The following is a 16,482-nucleotide window of genomic DNA, read 5'->3' on the forward strand; positions in this document are numbered from 1 at the left end:
GGAGCAGCCCGGTAGCTCGTCAGGCTCATAACCTGAAGGTCACAGGTTCAAATCCTGTCCCCGCAACCACCGACACTGAAAACCCCTGACAGCGAATAGCGTCAGGGGTTTTTGCTTGTCCGGGAGCCGACGGCAGCTCCTTGCTCTCGAAATCACATGAGAGATCATCTCGGCATCCATGAGCGTGAGCCGATCAAACAGAAAAGCCCTCGATGCTGCATGCAAAGAGGGCCGTATCGACGGATGATATTGAACGGTTACGAGAAAGGCGCCTGCCTCGAGCGCGTCAAGCGACCTGACCGATCGGATCCAGATCGGCGTTCAGGGAGAACCGCTCGAGCTGCACGGCATAAGCCGCTTCCAATCCTTTGAGACGGACTTCGGGTTCGGGAACGATCCGGTCCACAGCCGTGGTGAGGCGGCTGCAGAAGCGGTCCGAGGCGGAGAGCAGGAGGCGGAGCGACCTTGCATTGGGAGGCGTGCCGGATGAAGCATCCTGCACGAGGGACGCGGCCGATGCATAAAGATCGTCCACCGCAGCCTCGATGCCCGGGTCGCGCTTGAGCAGACTCATGGTGTTGATCAGGAGGACCCGCAGATCATGCAGGTCGTCTTCCCTGCCCGCTTGAGCGATCAGATTCACGACCTTCTTTACGGCTTCGATTCTCTCATTGATCGTTTGCGTAATGGTGCTGTCGGCCATGAGCCTTCCCCTGTCAGGCATGCGTGAAATCCCCAGGGACTCACAGGATCGACAATGCACTTTCATGGTTAACCAATTGTTACACGCCTGTCGAAAAGATTGCTGGAAGCCTTGTTCCACAAGGCTCTCCGGCTTTGCGAGGAAACTTTCCGTTACGGACATCTCAAGCATTGAGATTTGATCGGAAGCCGACTACATCTCGCAGCGCATCGTGCGGAAAGGTGGATCCGGTTTTCCCGCCCGAACGACGCGCCAGTTAAGGGATTGAGCATCGGATCGATCCCGAAGGTGATGTCCACTTTCGGGTCCGGTGCTCTAGCATTCTTGATTTGAAATCTTCGTCATGCACCTGCAGCTCGATCTCAAGCGACCGCAATGGTCCTCGTCACGAAGCATACGCTTCGTGAGAGGCTGCTGCATCATGCGCGATCATGAGCTGCGACCCGATCCGGGGCCCGCCTTGCGGTCCCCAACGGCGAGTTCCGCCAGAACCGGCACCGCCGATCAGGTGCCTTTCCACTGCATGTCGGTCTAACGGTTATCCCGTCGCCGGCACGATCCGGCGAATTTACTTTCCTCAGCATCCGCTCTTCTTCTCGCGATGCAGGTTCGCCGGATCCCAGCCTTGCTGAGAAAAGGAGAAGCCCTGCAATGAACAGGGTCTGGACCGAAGAAGAACTTGAAATTCTGCGCCGCGACAGGGAAGCCAAGATCCCGGTTCCCGTCACCGCTGCGAAACTGGGAAGGCCCGTGCCGGCAACCTATGCCAGAGCGCGGCTGATCGGGACCCTTGTTCAACCCCATCAATCCTGGGATGAGGCCACCGTCGCGCGCTTGCGCGAACTCGTCTCGGCCGACCCGCCGATGACGGACAAGCGCATTGCCGCCGAGCTTGGAAGAACCGTGACCCAGATCCGATGGAAGATGCAGGATCTTGGCCTGATCGGCGTGCGCGATCTCTCCAAACTGGCGAAAATCACCGCCGCAGGAACGGCTCGCCCGAAAGTGGTGCAGGCGCAATCGTCAAAGCCCGCGGCGGCAAAGCCCGCAACTCAAAACCCACCTCGGCAATCTCCTCTGGAGCGCAGCGCATCTGTGGGCCGAGCCGAGATGTCTGCGCGATCTGCTGTGCCGGTACAGCGAATCGCGCTGCCGACCATCGACATCGAGGCGGCGCTCGCTCAAGCACTCAAGGCCCTCGAAACGGCCATGGCGGAGCAGCTGAAGACTTTCGTCGCGGGCACGGAAGCGGGGATGATCCGAGCCGCCAGGGCGGCCATCGCCGAGAAGGCGCGCATCGACCAACGCCTCCTGGTCCGTGTCAAGCGCTCGGCCGAGGCCGCTGCCCGTCGCGAAGCGGAGGCATGGAAAGCCGAGGAGAAAGCAAAGCGTCAGACTATGGAGGCGAGGAAAGTCGACGCTGAGGCCGAGCGGAAGGCGACAGATGCGGCACGCCAAGCGCAAGAGGAGAAGGCGCTTCAGGAGAAGGTTCGGCCTGCAGCTCCGAAGCCTGCGGCGAAACCCAAGGCGGACGTGAAAAAAGCTGTCCTTCCCGCAGTGCGGGGCGTCTCTCAGGTTGCGGCTCCCCGCCCTGCCCCGCAGGCCGTTGCTCCTTCCGTACCGAGGATCGTCGTCAGCGAGGCTCCCGCCGCCACTCGGGCGACAGAGCCGGACACCGCCAACGCCCAGACATCTGGGCGCGGCGGCTGGAAATCCGTTCGCCGGGATCCTGCCCGCGTTCTGGCTCAGGCCAAGGCAAAGGCCAAGCCGGCAAACCGTGCTGATGCGATCGATCTCGCTCAGGCCGCACAGGCCGCCATCGAGCGCTTCATTGCAGAGCGCGGCGTCACGAAAAACGAGTCGAGCGGCATTCAGGCGGTGGTCTCCCGGCTTCAGGCACGGGGCTACATCGTGGTGCGCGACGAGAGCGGCTGGACCATCGACCAGCGTCATCGCGTCGGCAGCGAATCTGAGCTTTTTGCATTTGCGGAAGCACGCGGCATTACATTGAGCGCTGCCGCCTGATCGGCAGCGGAAACGGCGTCCGATGACACGGGATCGGACGCCGCATCCTGAGCACTGGATCCAAAAGTGGATTTGCACTCTTGGGGTTCATCCGATGGTCCTTCTCGGATGATAGCATTGTCGGGTGCGAACCTCTGATTCCGCACGATGCGCTTGACCCGCCATCTTGCCAGTGCCCTTATCCGCCCCAAATCGGCAGCGGATCATGGAGATGAAGATGGAAAAGCGTCGGCTCGGCCGCTCGGACTTGATGGTTTCTCCCCTGTGCCTCGGCGGCAATGTCTTCGGCTGGACGGCTGACGAGGCAGCGTCGTTCAAGGTGCTCGACGCCTACGCAGATGCCGGCCTCAACTTCATCGACACGGCGGACGTCTATTCCACCTGGGTGCCTGGCCACAAAGGCGGCGAGTCGGAAGTCATCATCGGCAAGTGGATGAAGGCACGCGGCAATCGCGACAAGCTCGTGATCGCCACCAAGGTCGGCTCGGAGATGGGCCCAAACCAGAAGGGATTGTCGAAGAGCTATATCCGCTCTGCCGTGGAGGCCTCTCTCCAACGTCTCCAGACCGACTACATCGATCTCTATCAATCCCATCGGGACGATCTCGATACTCCACAGCAGGAGACGCTCGGCGCCTATGAAGAGTTGATCCGGGATGGAAAGGTGCGAGCTATCGGCGCATCGAACTTCACGGCGGCCCGGCTGAAGGAAGCATTGGACATCAGCGCCGAACTCGGGCTGCCGCGCTACGAAAGCCTGCAGCCCAAATACAATCTTTCCGACCGTGCGGAATACGAGGCCGAACTCGAGCCGCTCTGCCGTCGGGAAGAGATCGGGGTCATTCCTTATTACGGTCTCGCCAGCGGGTTCCTGACGGGCAAATACCGGTCGGACGCGGATTTCGGCAAAAGCGTGCGTGGCGGGCGCATGGCCGCTTATCTCGATGATCGCGGCCGGCGCATTCTAGCGGCGCTGGACGCGGTGGCTGCTCGGAAGAATGCGACGCCGGCCCAGATCGCGCTGGCGTGGCTCATGGCGCGTCCGGGGATCACGGCACCGATCGCCAGCGCCACGAGCGTGGAGCAGATCCGCGACCTCGTGCAGGCGACGAAGGTGCTCCTCGACAATGATGACATCGCGCAACTCGATCGAGCCAGCAATCCGGCCTGAACCGGCCGTTTCGAGCTGAGACATCGAATTTTTGCATGGCAGCCCTCCGTTGCATCGAACGGAGGGTCGATTATCTCGTATCGACCTGTGCTTCCAATAATTCCACAGGGCAAAACGAGGTTTTACGATGAGCGTTGATGCCAATGCGTTGTTCCAGCCCTTCAAACTAGGTGACTTGACCCTGCCCAACCGCTTGGTCATGGCTCCCCTCACCCGGAATCGGGCGGCAGAAGGAGATGTGGCCCGTGACATCACGGCGACCTATTACGCCCAGCGCGCCAGCGCCGGCCTCCTGATCTCGGAAGGTTCGCAGATCTCGCATCAGGGCCAGGGCTATCTGCGGACCCCCGGCATCTATTCGCCCGCGCAGATCGCGCATTGGCGCAAGGTGACCGATGCGGTCCACAAGGCCGGCGGGCGGATCTTCATCCAGCTCTGGCACGTGGGCCGTGTGTCCCACACCTCGCTTCAGCCGGGTGGCGGCGCGCCCGTTGGCCCCTCGGCTCTTCGCGCTCAAACGAAGACGTTCCTTGAGGAGGGTTTCGCCGACGTGTCCGAACCTCGTGCGCTCGACCTCTCGGAGATACCGGGCATTCTGCGCGACTACGAGCATGCCGCCCGCAACGCCAAGGAGGCCGGCTTCGATGGCGTCGAGATCCATGCTGCCAACGGCTATCTGCTCGACCAGTTCATGAAGGACGGCTCCAACCACCGCACGGACACTTATGGCGGCTCCATCGAGAACCGGGCCCGCCTGACCGTCGAAGCGACCGAGGCCGTGCTCAAGATCTGGGACAAGGGACGGGTCGGCATCCGCCTGTCGCCGGCCAAGGTCAACGACACCGCCGATTCCAACCCGCAGGCTTTGTTCAGCCATGTAGTGGAAAAGCTCGACGGACTGGGGCTCGGCTACATCCACATGATCGAAGGCGCCACCCAGGGCGACCGGAACGCCGTCGACGTGGATTACGAGGACCTGCGCCGCTCCTTCCGAGGAGCCTACATCGCCAATAACGGCTATAGCCGCGACATGGCCGCCGAGGCGTTGTCCAGCGGACGTACCGATCTCGTCGCGTTCGGCCGCCTCTTCATTGCCAATCCGGATCTCGTCGAGCGCTTCCGTCTCAATGCGCCTCTCAACGAGCCCGACCGTGCCACCTTCTATGGCGGCGGTGTCAAGGGCTACACGGACTATCCGGGTCTGGACGAAGCGGCCTAGGCCCTCAGCAACCCTGGCAGATCCCGCGCTTAACCCTCTTGTCGGCTTCTTCGAGGAGTTTCTCCTCTCGTGAGCTGGGGCTGACGGTGGAGCGCTCACCCGGTTGCAGGCGGCCGTCTCCGGATACCGTCCCCGTAGTGGCGGGACCGGTCTGGGTGGCGCCTCCTGCTCCGGCAGCGGTCCCTCCCGTACTGCCTTCAGTACCGGGAGGCGGGATCTGGCCAGTGGTGGTTTCCCGACTGCCCGTCCCCGTGTTTCCCGTGGTGCCGCCGACGCGGCTACCCCTATTTCCAGGATCGGCGCTTCCCTGAGCACCCTGTGCAGGCGGCCGCATGGTCGATCCCCTGGGCTGTGTCGCGCTGCTGGGAGAGGCGGTTGAACCGCTGGAGGGGGAAGCCGACGAGGACGAGCCGCCGCCGGCACCACCTGTGCCTCCTCCACCGGAGCCGCCCGAAGATCCCTGTGCCCAGGCCGATCCGGCGATCAGAACGCCCGCGAGCAGTGCGGTCGTTGTTGTAAAGTGGCGCATCGGCTCCTCCTCTCGGGTCGCTGTTGCACGTCAACTCCAAGCAAACTCACGAGTCTTGGTGACCGTTCCGCCAAATTGTCAGGCTCACCGGACCTTTCGGGTCCAGGATCTGGCGGGGCTCCGGTCTCAGTGCATGTTCAGACAGGATCGTTTCAGCCCTCTTATCGTCCTCGCAATCCGAGAACACAGGCACGCCGTGCGGGATGTACGTTTCTTCCGCCCGGGTCAGGTGGAAGGCGTCGTATCCGATCCCGAGAAAGAGGTCGAACACCTGACGCCCTCCGGGCACGGCCACACGTCCTCCATCCGGCAACACGGTCCGGATCGCCTCGATCCAGGGCTGTCTTTCCGGGTTCCACCACCAGCCATCCGCGCGCCGTTCCAACCCGGTCGAGGACGAGGACAGGATCATCCGCAGGCGGCCTTTTGGATTCGAATTGGCCTCGTGCCCCAAGCGGCCGAGCACCGTCACGGCCGACTTGTTGAGTTCGGCCTGGAAATAGGCCCAGTCGGAATCGTTGCGGAGCACATCGGGCGTCTGCCCGGAGGCATCGGCAATGCAGTCGTTGTCGGAGACGATGGCGTAACCGTGGATTTCAACCTTGGACATGAGTCGGGCTTTTCCGAGAGGAGTGAACGATGGCGGCCTTCATGAGAAGGCCGAGCACCAGCGCGTTGAGCACATGCCACAGAAAATGGGTGCCTGCAGGCATTCTCGCGCAGACCGTGTCGTCGATTGAGCGGAAAAGCAGGGATAAGGCAAACACGCATGCCGCCGTCAGAAGCGCCCTGCCCGCATCCCTCATACCCGACACCCCACAGACGATCCCGACTGCAAACAGCGCCAAGGCCGCCGGGACATACCCGACCGATCCGTTCAGGGTCATGCCCGGGAGAATGCCGAGCCAGAGACGGTCGAACGACATGTTGAAGGCGGCAAACAGCACCGTCACGGCAATGGCGGCGACCAGCCCAAGGCTGAGATAGCGGCGCATGGCGAGCAGGAAATAGCTGTAGATGAAGACGGCGATGGGCAGCACATCCGCCAGAAGCGACCATTGGTTGGCGAAGGTGTGAAACAGGAAGCTGCCCGTTCCGACCATGAAGGTCACGGCAATCAACCACAGAGCCGGCCAGTCCCTGGCTCCCGCCCGCCGCCAGAGCACCAGGGCATAGAGGGCGGCCGCGATGAAGGCGGCGTTGGTCACGGCATTCAGCGGCTCGGCCCAGAACCCGGGTCCCGGGCGTTCGCAATAGCTGTCGATGGGTGTGAGCCAGGATTCGGGCATGGGGCGCTACCGTGGGGATGGTGACCAGTTCCAGCTTGCCAGCCGAGGACGAACATCCGATGAAGCATGGAGGACGGAAAAGCGAGAGTGCCGGGATGCGAATTGCGACGTGAAGTATGCACTGTCATATTGTCCTATCATGACAGTTCATCCGACGTCATCCTAAGTCAATGTAAAAACAACGCTTTTCGGCGTTTTGCAGGTCAAAACCCTTACTGCACAAAGGCTTTGTACCAGCAGGTTTTGGGGGTATTCCTGGGGGTATCGAAACCATATGTGATACCCCTTCCCCAATGCCTAATCCGATAGACGATAACGACAAACTTGCGATGGCTGTTGGCCGCGCCGTCAGCCACTGGGCACATGCCGAGGTTCACTTAGCCAACGTGTTCGGGAATTTGACCGGCATGGACCACACGATGGCAGCTACTGTGTTCAGGATGTTCAGGTCAGTCCCGAACCAAAAGGAAGTTCTGCTGTCTGTGGCCAAGGTTTCCACGCGGTGCGATGAGAGCGACCTTGCCACGCTGTCCGCGATCCTGATTGAGTACAGCAGTCTGGCGGTAAAGCGCAACGATATTGCGCACAACCCACTTGGCTGGCAGCAAGGCGAGGAACAAAAGATATACCGCATGAAGCGGGAGAAGGTCAGCAAGCCAGGGATGTTTCCATATAGCCGCGATATGATCGAGGTGGAGGATATCGAGGCGCTAACGTCTGACATCAAGGCGCTGGTAACTCGCATTGGGCAGTTCGACCGCGACCTGTTCGAGAAGCGGATTAAGGAAATGCCGCTGCCAAGTTCTCTCCCTGAATTATTCGGGGAAAGCCCGCAGCCACGCGGGCTGCTGGATACTTAGATAAAAACCCCGATTCAGGCCGACTGCGAAAGTCGTTCACGCAACTGATAGCCCATCAGCGGCCAGACTTTGTTGATGGCGTTCTCGCGCGCGATCCTGCGGCCGATCTCGGAGTTGAAATTCTCCGGGCTGGCGCAGGCGCTTTCACCGGTCACGGTGAAGCCGTTCTGCAGGGTGAGCACGCAGAAGGTCAGCAGGTTCAGAGACACTTCGTTGGTGTACGGGGTGCCGCAGGCGGCGACTTCGCGGCCAAACACGCCGTCTCCAGCCGTGAAGTAGTGCTCGCTCTTGATGTTCGCCTCGATGTCAGCCGGGGTCACGCGCGGTGCGGTCAGGCCCTTGGCTTGGATTTCCTGCTCGATTTCTTTGTCGTTCATACGTCCCTTCCGTTATGCGCTTCACCCAATGCGACGCGCTGAAAGGAATACTATCACATCAGAGTTCCCAAATGGAACTTTGTTGCTTGGATGCACATTCCACTTTGCGATTCAGGAACTCGTGGGCATCGTGTCGGTAGGGCGCGCGCTAAGGCGCTGATATTGAAGGCGTAAAAGTTATCAACAGGAATGCTGGGGGTATTATTGGGGGTATCGACCAGCGAATGATAAATAAAATCAAATGGTTACAAGGAATTAGGAAAAGATGCTTATAGCGACGTGGAATGTGAACTCCATCAAGCAGAGGCTGGACCACCTCGCCACATTCGTGAAGAGCGCTGATCCGGACGTGGTCTGCCTTCAGGAATTGAAATGTGTGGACGAGGCCTTTCCTCGCGCGGAGGTCGAGGCGCTCGGCTACAACGTCGTCACCCATGGCCAGAAGGCCTATAACGGCGTCGCCATCCTGTCCAAGCGCCCGCTTGAGGATGTGCGCCGCGGGCTGCCAGGGGACGAGAGCGACGAGCAGGCGCGGTATCTGGAAGGAGTGATCTCAACCTCCACCGGCGCCGTGCGGGTGGCCTCCATCTATCTGCCGAACGGCAATCCCATCGGCACCCCGAAATTCGACTACAAGCTCGCCTGGATGGAACGCCTCCGCAACCATGCAAAGAGCCTTCTCGTGCTCGAGGAGCCTCTGGTCCTGTGCGGCGACTACAATGTCATCCCTGAGTCCGAGGATGCCTTCGACCCGGCCGCCTGGACCAATGACGCCCTGTTTCAGCCGGAGAGCCGGGCCAAGTTCCGGGAACTTCTCAATCTCGGCCTCCTGGACGCGGTGCGCGCCTGCAATGACCAGCCGGGACTCTACTCGTTCTGGGATTATCAGGCCGGCGCCTTCCAGCGGAACAATGGCATCCGCATCGACCACCTGCTGCTCTCGGCTCAGGCCCAGGACAGGCTCAGGACGACCTCGATCCGGAAGGAAGTGCGCGGCTGGGACAAGCCGTCCGATCATGTGCCGGTGATCGCCGATCTCGACATCGATTAGCTGGTGACCGGCGGTGCTGGATCGCCGGTCACTTATCGGCGCGACTGGATGTACTGCTCCAAGAGAGCAAGCGCGAGCTTGCGATCGCTTTCGTCTGCCGCTGCGAAGGCCTGATCATAGAGCGATACGATCCATTGATCCTTGGGTCCATCGGTCGAAGCTTCGCGCGCGAGGGTCAGCCACATGAGCCCCTTGGACCGCTGCCGCGGAACGCCCTGCCCCGTCATCAAGAGATGCCCCAGGAGCGCCTGCGAGGCGGTGTGCCCCTTCTCGGCGGCCAGGTTGAACCAGCGCGCAGCGTGACGGGCGTCCTTCTGGACTCCGGTTCCCTCGAGATAGAGGCGGGCGAGATTGTACTGCGCGTTGGAGTCGCTGAAATAGGACGCCGCGTAGCTGAACATCTCGACGGCGCGCTCCGGATTGGCGCCGACATAGGTGTCCTTGATGCCATCCAGAAAATAGCTCCCGAGCGCCACGAAGGCGCTGGAGACGACCGCCGCGTTCGGAGAATCGGGGCTTTCGTCCGCGTGCTGGTCGGCGAGCCGGGAGAAATACTCGAAGGCCTTCAGGTCGTCGTGCTGGACGCCGTCGCCATCGGCATACATGCGGCCGAGCTTCCAGAGGGCAAGCGAATGCCCCTGGCCTGCCGCATATTCGAGCGCATGCACGGCCCCGATCTTGTCGCCGGCATTGTAGTCGCGCATGCCGCTGCGCAGCGCATCGCGCACCGAGCCGTACTTGGTGGCAGGAGCCAGGACGGGAGCAAGGGCAGGCGTGAGCGGTTGCGGACGCGGCGCAGCATCGAGTGCAAAGGCTGCACCGGCGCCGAAAGTGGCCACCCACAACGTGGCTGCAACGAGTTTAAACGTCCGCATAGGTTTCTTTTTCTGCGGCTCCGCCCGGATGGGTGATAGCCCCATCCCGCGCAGGACCCACGGTTTGTGCGTATTTCCAGAGATAACCCGAGGTGGCGCTCGTCTCGCGCGGCTTCCACTCGGCGCGGCGCTTGGCCAGTTCCTCGCCTGAGAGCTCCACGTCGATGATGCCCTTGACGGCATCGATCGCGATGATGTCGCCGTCCTCGATCAGGCCGATGGGGCCGCCCACCGCCGCTTCCGGCCCCACATGGCCGATGCAGAAGCCGCGGGTCGCGCCCGAGAAGCGACCATCGGTGATGAGAGCGACCTTGTCGCCCATGCCCTGGCCGTAGAGCGCCGCCGTCGTAGAGAGCATCTCGCGCATACCGGGACCGCCACGCGGCCCCTCGTAGCGGATCACCAGGACCTCGCCTTCCTTGTACTGGCGCGTGGAGACAGCCTCGAAGCAGGCCTCCTCGCCGTCGAAGCAGCGGGCCGGACCCCGGAACACCTGCTTGTCGCTCGCCATGCCGGCCACCTTCACGATGGCGCCTTCGGGAGCGAGATTGCCCTTCAGCCCGACGACGCCGCCGGTGGGCGTGATCGGCTTGTTCGCCGGGTAGACCACGTCCTGATCGTCGTTCCACTTCACGGAAGCGAGGTTCTCAGCCATGGTGCGGCCGGTCACGGTCATGCAGTCGCCGTGCATGTAGCCGTGATCGAGAAGCGTCTTCATGAGCAGCGGAATGCCGCCGACCTCGAACAGGTCCTTGGCGACATATCGCCCACCGGGCTTCAGATCCGCGATGTAGGGCGTGCGCTTGAAGATCTCGGCGACATCGAACAGGTCAAACTTGATTCCCGCCTCGTGCGCGATAGCCGGAAGGTGCAAAGCCGCATTGGTCGAGCCGCCGGAGGCCGCGACCACGGTTGCGGCGTTCTCCAAGGCTCTGCGGGTCACGATATCGCGCGGACGGATGTTTTTGGCGATCAGATCCATGATCTGCTCACCGGCCGCGGCGCAGAACCGGTCGCGGATCTCGTAAGGCGCCGGAGCGCCCGCCGAATACGGCAAGGCGAGACCCATGGCCTCGGAGACGGTCGCCATGGTGTTGGCGGTGAACTGTGCGCCGCAGGCACCGGCCGAGGGACAGGCGACCTGTTCGAGTTCGGTCAAATCCTCGTCCGACATTTCGCCGACCGAGTACTTGCCGACCGCCTCGAAGAGATCTTGCACGGTTACCTGACGCCCGCGGAAGGAGCCTGGGAGAATCGAACCGCCATAGATGAAGATCGACGGCACGTTGAGGCGCACCATCGCCATCATCATGCCCGGAAGAGACTTGTCGCAACCGGCCATGCCCACGAGCGCATCGTAGGAATGGCCGCGCATGGTCAGCTCGACCGAATCCGCGATCACCTCACGGGATGGGAGCGATGCTTTCATGCCCTGGTGGCCCATGGCGATGCCGTCGGTCACCGTGATGGTGCAGAACTCGCGCGGGGTCCCGCGGGCGGCGGCCACGCCCTTCTTCACGGCCTGGGCCTGGCGCATGAGGGAGATGTTGCAGGGAGCGGCCTCGTTCCAGCAGGTAGCGACTCCGACGAGTGGCTGGGCGATCTGCTCCTTGGTCAGTCCCATGGCATAAAGATAGGAGCGATGCGGCGCGCGAGCGGGCCCCTCCGTCACGTGACGGCTCGGCAGCTTCGACTTGTCGATTAACCGCGCATCCATGGTCTACACTCTTTCCCACCCGGCCCTCACAAGGAGATCCAAGCCCTTTGGAACTCCCGTGATCTGCCATGTGCTACGCCACCGATGCAACGATCCTTACGAAGGATCACCCAACAGCCTTAATCCAGGTTTTGCCCCGGGTTTTGTGCCGTAAAGCTTTGGTTTTGAAGCACTTTAACCTGCCTCAGGAGTAGCGCTTCGTTTATGGCGGCATCGCGGCGGAGCTTGGGCCAAGAGGGGCAAGATGTTGAAGGTTTGAGGGTGTTGCTTCACCGCAACATTTTTGGGATAGGATTCCGCTCACTCGAGAACCCTCTGACCCTATCGATGGAATTTCCTGCGTCCGATCACGCTCTTTCAGTCGCCAATTTCTTCGGACGAGAACCAGACGTCGTCGTAGACCGCGACCGCACTGGAATCGGGAGACCGGTCGCTCCTGATCCAGATCGAACGAACAGCAGCAAGATCGGCTTCGGTCGGTAGGCGAGCCACCGAGATTCGCTCCGTTGTGCCGCTGCAGGAGATGAACCCGACGGTCATGAGCGATTGCGCGCTAAGCCCTCCTGCCCGCCGCGTCACCAGAAGTGCCGGTCCCCAGCCTTTGTACGGCTGCCAGGGGAAGATCAAACGTCCTCCCGGATCGAGCGCCCGCAGCCATTGCACATCCGGAGCGACGACCCCCGCATTGACGTAGATGACATCGGCGGTCGGCAAGACCCGCCCGAAGGCGGAGGCTGCATGAACCTTCACGTTGGAACAGGCGGTCAAGTTCTGCGCCGCCTGAGCAGCCAGATCCGCCTCGTACTCGAAGGCCTCGACACGCCCGTTCGGCTGAACGAGCAGCGCCAGGATGGCCGTGTAGTAGCCCGTGCCCGCACCCACATGGATCACGGTCTCGCCCGGCTGCGGGCCGACCTCATCGATCCAGGCGGCATGGAGCGCGGGCTCGCCATTGTTGATGCCACGCTCGGGATCGATGGCGACGAGGACGTTGTCGTAGATGTCGGCGAGTTCACGCGTCACCAGGGCCGCACCCATGCTGATGGCGGTCCAGGGCGGCGGCGGCAGAAAAGCTTCCCGCGGGACGGTCGCGAAGGCCCGCTCGATGCGTTCATCGCGAACATTCGCCAACCGGGCAATCTGCCCGGCATAGGCGCGACGATAACTGTCAGACCCTTTCTGGGACATGCCTTGAAAGCGCCTTCAGGCCGCTCTGGTTCCACAGCACGAGGAGCCGGTTTCACTACATCCTGAACACGCCGAACTTCGTCTCCGGAACGGGCGTGTTCAGGGCTGCCGAGAAGGCCAAAGCCAGCACACGCCGGGTCTCCGAGGGCAGGATGATGCCGTCGTCCCAGAGGCGTGCGGTGGCGTAGTAGGGTGAACCCTCCTGCTCGTACCTGTCGCGGATCGGCGCCTTGAAGGTCTCTTCCTCTTCTGCGGTCCAGGCCTTGCCCTCGGCTTCGATATTGTCGCGCCGCACGGTGGCGAGCACGCTCGCCGCCTGCTCGCCGCCCATCACCGAGATGCGGGAGTTCGGCCAAGTGAAGAGGAAACGCGGAGAATAGGCGCGGCCGCACATGCCGTAATTGCCGGCGCCGAACGAGCCGCCGACGAGGAGCGTGACCTTCGGCACCTGGGCGCAGGCGACCGCCGTCACGAGCTTCGCGCCATCCTTGGCGATGCCGCCCGCCTCGTACTGACGCCCGACCATGAAGCCGGAGATGTTCTGAAGGAAGAGGAGCGGAATGCGCCGCTGACAGCACAGTTCGATGAAATGCGCGCCCTTCTGCGCGCTCTCCGAGAACAGGATGCCGTTGTTGGCGATGATGCCGACCGGCATGCCCCAGATCCGGGCAAAGCCCGTGACCAGCGTCGTGCCGTAAAGCCGCTTGAACTCGTCGAACTCGGACCCGTCGACCAGGCGCGCGATCACCTCGCGGATGTCGTACTGCTTCTTGAGGTCTGTGGGCACGATCGCGTCGAGATCCTCGATCGCATATTTCGGCTCCACCGGCTCGGCGATGTCGATCTCGATGCTCTTACGCGTGTTCAGAGTGCCGACGATACGGCGCACGATGGCAAGCGCATGCACGTCGTCCGTGGCGTAATGATCCGCCACGCCGGATTGACGGGCATGGACATCCGCGCCGCCGAGGTCCTCGGCCGAAACCACTTCGCCGGTCGCCGCCTTCACCAGGGGCGGTCCGCCGAGGAAGATGGTGCCCTGACGGCGCACGATGATCGTCTCGTCCGACATGGCCGGCACATAGGCGCCGCCGGCCGTGCACGAGCCCATGACGCAGGCGATCTGTGGAATCCCCAACGAGGACAGGGTGGCCTGATTGTAGAAGATGCGTCCGAAATGCTCGCGGTCCGGGAACACCTCCGTCTGATGCGGCAGGTTCGCGCCTCCGGAATCGACGAGATAGATGCAGGGCAGACGGTTCTCGCGCGCCACTTCCTGGGCCCGCAAATGCTTCTTCACCGTCATCGGGTAATAGGTGCCGCCTTTGATCGTCGAGTCGTTGCAGACGATCATCACCTCGCGGCCTTCGACGCGTCCGATGCCGGTGATGATGCCGGCGCCGTGGATCGCGTCCTCATACATGCCGTGAGCGGCGAGCGAGCCGAGTTCCAGAAACGGAGTGCCCGGATCGAGGAGCCGCATCACCCGCTCGCGTGGCAGGAGCTTGCCGCGGGCAAGATGCCGTTCACGCGCCTTGGCAGGGCCACCCTCTGCCACGGCCTGCCGCTTGGCCTGGAGATCCTGGGCGAGTTCGGCCCAGGCGGCACGGTTCGCCCGCGCGGTGTCCGAGGTCAGATCGGCAGAGGTGGCGATGACGGGCACGGCGCATGACTCCCTGTATTCTTGGTTTTGGCCCCTGCGGCGGCGGTAAGCCGTGGGCCCAAACGTCAGTACTAGCGCATCGTGCGGAAAAGTGGGTCCGGTTTTCCGCTTTCTACGATGCGCCGATCAAGAAAAGGAGCATCGGATTGATCCCAAAAGTGCCGTCCACTTTTGGGGCCGATGCTCTGGAACCGGGGAGTCCGCGCAACTGGCTTCATCAGGCCGTCACGTCAGCCTTTCGCACGAATGACGGTTTCCTGGCGCACGACACCCGGTCCGCAGCGATAGGCGATGCCGCGCACGAGCGACCAGTCCTGGGAGACCTGCTGCAGGTAGAGATGCGTGCCGCCGAGCGCGACGGTCGCCTGGAGCATCTCCTCGGTGGCGTAGCCGAAGGTGGAACGGCCGAGGGTCACGCCGAAGCCCACATTGACGGGCGTGTGGGTTCCAGGCGTCGTCGGTGTCACGGGGCTCACCTCGCCGAGGCGCGTGCAGACCCGCACATCCGCCGGCGAATCGACGATCTTGACGAGCTCCGTCGGCTCGGGCCGGTAGGCACAGGCCGAGGCGGCCAGGGCGACGAGGGAAGCTAAGAGGACACGTTGCATGGAAGTTCCGCCAATGATCAGCCGTTTGCTCCAGCTTAGAGCATGAAGCGGCCTTGGGGAGAAGCCTTGCCGTATCCTGTGTGAAAATCCTAGACGCCGTGGCTCAAGAGCAACGGTATCTCCACCCGCACGGTCGGCCCGAAAATCTCCTCGAAGGCCTTCCGCATCGCTCCATCGACCTCCGGCATGGTGACGGGAATGCCGAGATCGACCAGACTCGTGACCCCATGCTCGGTGACGCCACACGGAACGATGCCGGAGAAGTGCGAAAGATCCGGCTCCACGTTCAGGCTGATGCCGTGGAAGGTGGCCCAGCGGCGGACGCGTATGCCGATGGCTGCGATCTTGTCCTCGACGATCTCGCCTTTGTCCGGTCGCCGCACCCACACGCCGACCCGGTCCTCCCGCCGCTCTCCACGGATATTGAAAGCATCCAGCGTCGCGATGAGCCAGGCCTCCAGGGCCGTCACGTAGCGGCGCAGATCGGGAGCGCGGCGCTTGAGGTCGAGCATCACGTAGGCCACCCGCTGGCCGGGACCGTGATAGGTGTACTGCCCTCCCCGTCCCGTCTGGTGAACCGGAAAACGGTCCGGCTCCACAAGGTCCGCCGTCTTGGCCGAGGTTCCCGCTGTATAGAGCGGCGGATGCTCCACCAGCCACACCAGCTCCCGCGCCTCGCCCGCTGCGATCGCCTCGGCCCGCGCCTCCATGAAGGCAACGGCCTCCTCGTAGCCGATAAGACCCTCCGTGATGGTCCACTCCACCGGAGCGGAGCCGCTTTCGGCATGGAACTGAACGGTCAAGCTGTCTCGCAGGTTCGACACCGATTCACCTTAAGTGTAGCGGAAACGGAGCAGGAATGCTCCGGTCCCTTGAAGGAGTACGGGTCAACCTCGCACTCTTCGAAAAACTCCCGCTTATATAGTCGTTACAGGCGCTTATCGCCTATACCGTCTTCGGCAAGCGAGGCATTCGCTCCGTTCAATCGCCGCAAGCTCCACGGAGGGGGTTGCGGCGGCCCAATCGATCTGCTAGAGCGGCGACCTCTTCAGGAAAACCAGTCCTGAAACCGAGTTCGCGGTCATGGCGGAATTGGTAGACGCACTACCTTGAGGTGGTAGCGGGGAGACCCGTGGAGGTTCGAGTCCTCTTGACCGCACCAACTTTCGGCACTCTCGTGCCGAAGACGAAAAAGGCCCCTTTCCGG

15 protein-coding genes and 2 tRNA genes (1 of these 17 only partly in view) are annotated in these 16,482 nt (G+C 62.3%); 7 read left to right on the plus strand and 10 right to left on the minus strand.

What is annotated here, in order from left to right:
* Nucleotides 1–69: transfer RNA gene (locus ACD578_RS11865), tRNA-Met, on the plus strand; it begins 8 nt to the left of the window's first position.
* Between the two features lie 217 nt (nucleotides 70–286).
* Here the strand turns inward: ACD578_RS11865 and ACD578_RS11870 are convergent.
* Nucleotides 287–703, minus strand: coding sequence for a hypothetical protein (locus tag ACD578_RS11870; protein WP_404293265.1), 417 nt, complete (start codon nucleotides 701–703; stop codon nucleotides 287–289).
* Nucleotides 704–1,354: 651 nt separating this feature from the next.
* On the opposite strand from ACD578_RS11870, the gene ACD578_RS11875 reads away from it, so the two are divergent.
* The 3 genes from ACD578_RS11875 (at nucleotide 1,355) to ACD578_RS11885 (ending at nucleotide 5,118) form a co-directional block, all read left to right on the plus strand.
* Nucleotides 1,355–2,728, plus strand: coding sequence for a hypothetical protein (locus ACD578_RS11875; RefSeq protein ID WP_404293267.1), 1,374 nt, complete (start codon nucleotides 1,355–1,357; stop codon nucleotides 2,726–2,728).
* 217 nt (nucleotides 2,729–2,945) lie between these two features.
* Nucleotides 2,946–3,899, plus strand: a complete 954-nt coding sequence (locus ACD578_RS11880) for an aldo/keto reductase (RefSeq protein WP_404293269.1) — start codon at nucleotides 2,946–2,948, stop codon at nucleotides 3,897–3,899.
* Nucleotides 3,900–4,026: 127 nt separating this feature from the next.
* A complete protein-coding gene (locus ACD578_RS11885; RefSeq protein WP_404293271.1) occupies nucleotides 4,027–5,118 on the plus strand; it encodes an alkene reductase in 1,092 nt (363 codons plus the stop codon).
* Between the two features lie 575 nt (nucleotides 5,119–5,693).
* Here ACD578_RS11885 and ACD578_RS11890 read toward each other — a convergent pair.
* Together ACD578_RS11890 and ACD578_RS11895 are read right to left on the minus strand one after the other, a co-directional pair.
* A complete protein-coding gene (locus tag ACD578_RS11890) occupies nucleotides 5,694–6,257 on the minus strand; it encodes a hypothetical protein (protein WP_404293272.1) in 564 nt (187 codons plus the stop codon).
* Nucleotides 6,244–6,936, minus strand: coding sequence for a ceramidase domain-containing protein (locus ACD578_RS11895; protein ID WP_404293274.1), 693 nt, complete (start codon nucleotides 6,934–6,936; stop codon nucleotides 6,244–6,246). The genes ACD578_RS11890 and ACD578_RS11895 overlap by 14 nt, the downstream gene beginning before the upstream one ends.
* Nucleotides 6,937–7,265: 329 nt before the next feature.
* On the opposite strand from ACD578_RS11895, the gene ACD578_RS11900 reads away from it, so the two are divergent.
* Nucleotides 7,266–7,796: a hypothetical protein gene (locus ACD578_RS11900; RefSeq protein WP_404293275.1), complete on the plus strand. Its 531-nt coding sequence runs from the start codon at nucleotides 7,266–7,268 to the stop codon at nucleotides 7,794–7,796.
* Nucleotides 7,797–7,810: 14 nt separating this feature from the next.
* Here the strand turns inward: ACD578_RS11900 and ACD578_RS11905 are convergent, their stop codons facing one another.
* Nucleotides 7,811–8,173, minus strand: a complete 363-nt coding sequence (locus tag ACD578_RS11905; RefSeq protein WP_404293277.1) for a Gp49 family protein — start codon at nucleotides 8,171–8,173, stop codon at nucleotides 7,811–7,813.
* Between the two features lie 265 nt (nucleotides 8,174–8,438).
* On the opposite strand from ACD578_RS11905, the gene xth reads away from it, so the two are divergent.
* Complete coding sequence (gene xth, locus ACD578_RS11910) at nucleotides 8,439–9,224, plus strand: exodeoxyribonuclease III (protein ID WP_404293278.1); 786 nt, start codon at nucleotides 8,439–8,441, stop codon at nucleotides 9,222–9,224.
* Between the two features lie 32 nt (nucleotides 9,225–9,256).
* Here the strand turns inward: xth and ACD578_RS11915 are convergent, their stop codons facing one another.
* The 6 genes from ACD578_RS11915 to lipB all read right to left on the minus strand — a co-directional run bounded on the left by ACD578_RS11915 (nucleotide 9,257) and on the right by lipB (nucleotide 16,039).
* A complete protein-coding gene (locus ACD578_RS11915) occupies nucleotides 9,257–10,099 on the minus strand; it encodes a tetratricopeptide repeat protein (RefSeq protein ID WP_404293279.1) in 843 nt (280 codons plus the stop codon).
* Entirely contained in the window at nucleotides 10,086–11,816 is a 1,731-nt protein-coding gene (gene ilvD, locus ACD578_RS11920) for a dihydroxy-acid dehydratase (RefSeq protein WP_404293281.1), read from the minus strand. The genes ACD578_RS11915 and ilvD overlap by 14 nt, the downstream gene beginning before the upstream one ends.
* Before the next feature lie 357 nt (nucleotides 11,817–12,173).
* Nucleotides 12,174–13,004 (minus strand): protein-L-isoaspartate O-methyltransferase, encoded by an 831-nt coding sequence (locus ACD578_RS11925; protein WP_404293284.1) that lies wholly within the window; start codon nucleotides 13,002–13,004, stop codon nucleotides 12,174–12,176.
* Nucleotides 13,005–13,059: 55 nt separating this feature from the next.
* Nucleotides 13,060–14,667, minus strand: a complete 1,608-nt coding sequence (locus ACD578_RS11930) for a carboxyl transferase domain-containing protein (protein ID WP_404293287.1) — start codon at nucleotides 14,665–14,667, stop codon at nucleotides 13,060–13,062.
* 230 nt (nucleotides 14,668–14,897) lie between these two features.
* Nucleotides 14,898–15,275 carry a hypothetical protein gene (locus tag ACD578_RS11935; protein WP_152714028.1) on the minus strand — a complete coding sequence of 126 codons (378 nt, stop codon included), beginning with the start codon at nucleotides 15,273–15,275 and terminating at the stop codon, nucleotides 14,898–14,900.
* 89 nt (nucleotides 15,276–15,364) lie between these two features.
* Nucleotides 15,365–16,039 (minus strand): lipoyl(octanoyl) transferase LipB, encoded by a 675-nt coding sequence (gene lipB / locus ACD578_RS11940; protein WP_404293815.1) that lies wholly within the window; start codon nucleotides 16,037–16,039, stop codon nucleotides 15,365–15,367.
* Between the two features lie 313 nt (nucleotides 16,040–16,352).
* On the opposite strand from lipB, the gene ACD578_RS11945 reads away from it, so the two are divergent.
* Nucleotides 16,353–16,437: transfer RNA gene (locus ACD578_RS11945), tRNA-Leu, on the plus strand.
* Nucleotides 16,438–16,482: the final 45 nt, after the last annotated feature.

The sequence above is a fragment of the Microvirga sp. RSM25 genome (genome assembly GCF_044784385.1).
In the GTDB taxonomy this organism is placed as follows: Bacteria; Pseudomonadota; Alphaproteobacteria; order Rhizobiales; family Beijerinckiaceae; genus Microvirga; species Microvirga tunisiensis.

What these genes read in the sequence shown, in the direction of transcription:
- ACD578_RS11870 (WP_404293265.1), bottom strand. Translation starts at nt 703, where the DNA reads ATGGCCGACAGCACCATTACGCAAACGATCAATGAGAGAATCGAAGCC.
- ACD578_RS11875 (WP_404293267.1), top strand. Translation starts at nt 1,355, where the DNA reads ATGAACAGGGTCTGGACCGAAGAAGAACTTGAAATTCTGCGCCGCGAC.
- ACD578_RS11880 (WP_404293269.1), top strand. Translation starts at nt 2,946, where the DNA reads ATGGAAAAGCGTCGGCTCGGCCGCTCGGACTTGATGGTTTCTCCCCTG.
- ACD578_RS11885 (WP_404293271.1), top strand. Translation starts at nt 4,027, where the DNA reads ATGAGCGTTGATGCCAATGCGTTGTTCCAGCCCTTCAAACTAGGTGAC.
- ACD578_RS11890 (WP_404293272.1), bottom strand. Translation starts at nt 6,257, where the DNA reads ATGTCCAAGGTTGAAATCCACGGTTACGCCATCGTCTCCGACAACGAC.
- ACD578_RS11895 (WP_404293274.1), bottom strand. Translation starts at nt 6,936, where the DNA reads ATGCCCGAATCCTGGCTCACACCCATCGACAGCTATTGCGAACGCCCG.
- ACD578_RS11900 (WP_404293275.1), top strand. Translation starts at nt 7,266, where the DNA reads ATGGCTGTTGGCCGCGCCGTCAGCCACTGGGCACATGCCGAGGTTCAC.
- ACD578_RS11905 (WP_404293277.1), bottom strand. Translation starts at nt 8,173, where the DNA reads ATGAACGACAAAGAAATCGAGCAGGAAATCCAAGCCAAGGGCCTGACC.
- xth (WP_404293278.1), top strand. Translation starts at nt 8,439, where the DNA reads ATGCTTATAGCGACGTGGAATGTGAACTCCATCAAGCAGAGGCTGGAC.
- ACD578_RS11915 (WP_404293279.1), bottom strand. Translation starts at nt 10,099, where the DNA reads ATGCGGACGTTTAAACTCGTTGCAGCCACGTTGTGGGTGGCCACTTTC.
- ilvD (WP_404293281.1), bottom strand. Translation starts at nt 11,816, where the DNA reads ATGGATGCGCGGTTAATCGACAAGTCGAAGCTGCCGAGCCGTCACGTG.
- ACD578_RS11925 (WP_404293284.1), bottom strand. Translation starts at nt 13,004, where the DNA reads ATGTCCCAGAAAGGGTCTGACAGTTATCGTCGCGCCTATGCCGGGCAG.
- ACD578_RS11935 (WP_152714028.1), bottom strand. Translation starts at nt 15,275, where the DNA reads ATGCAACGTGTCCTCTTAGCTTCCCTCGTCGCCCTGGCCGCCTCGGCC.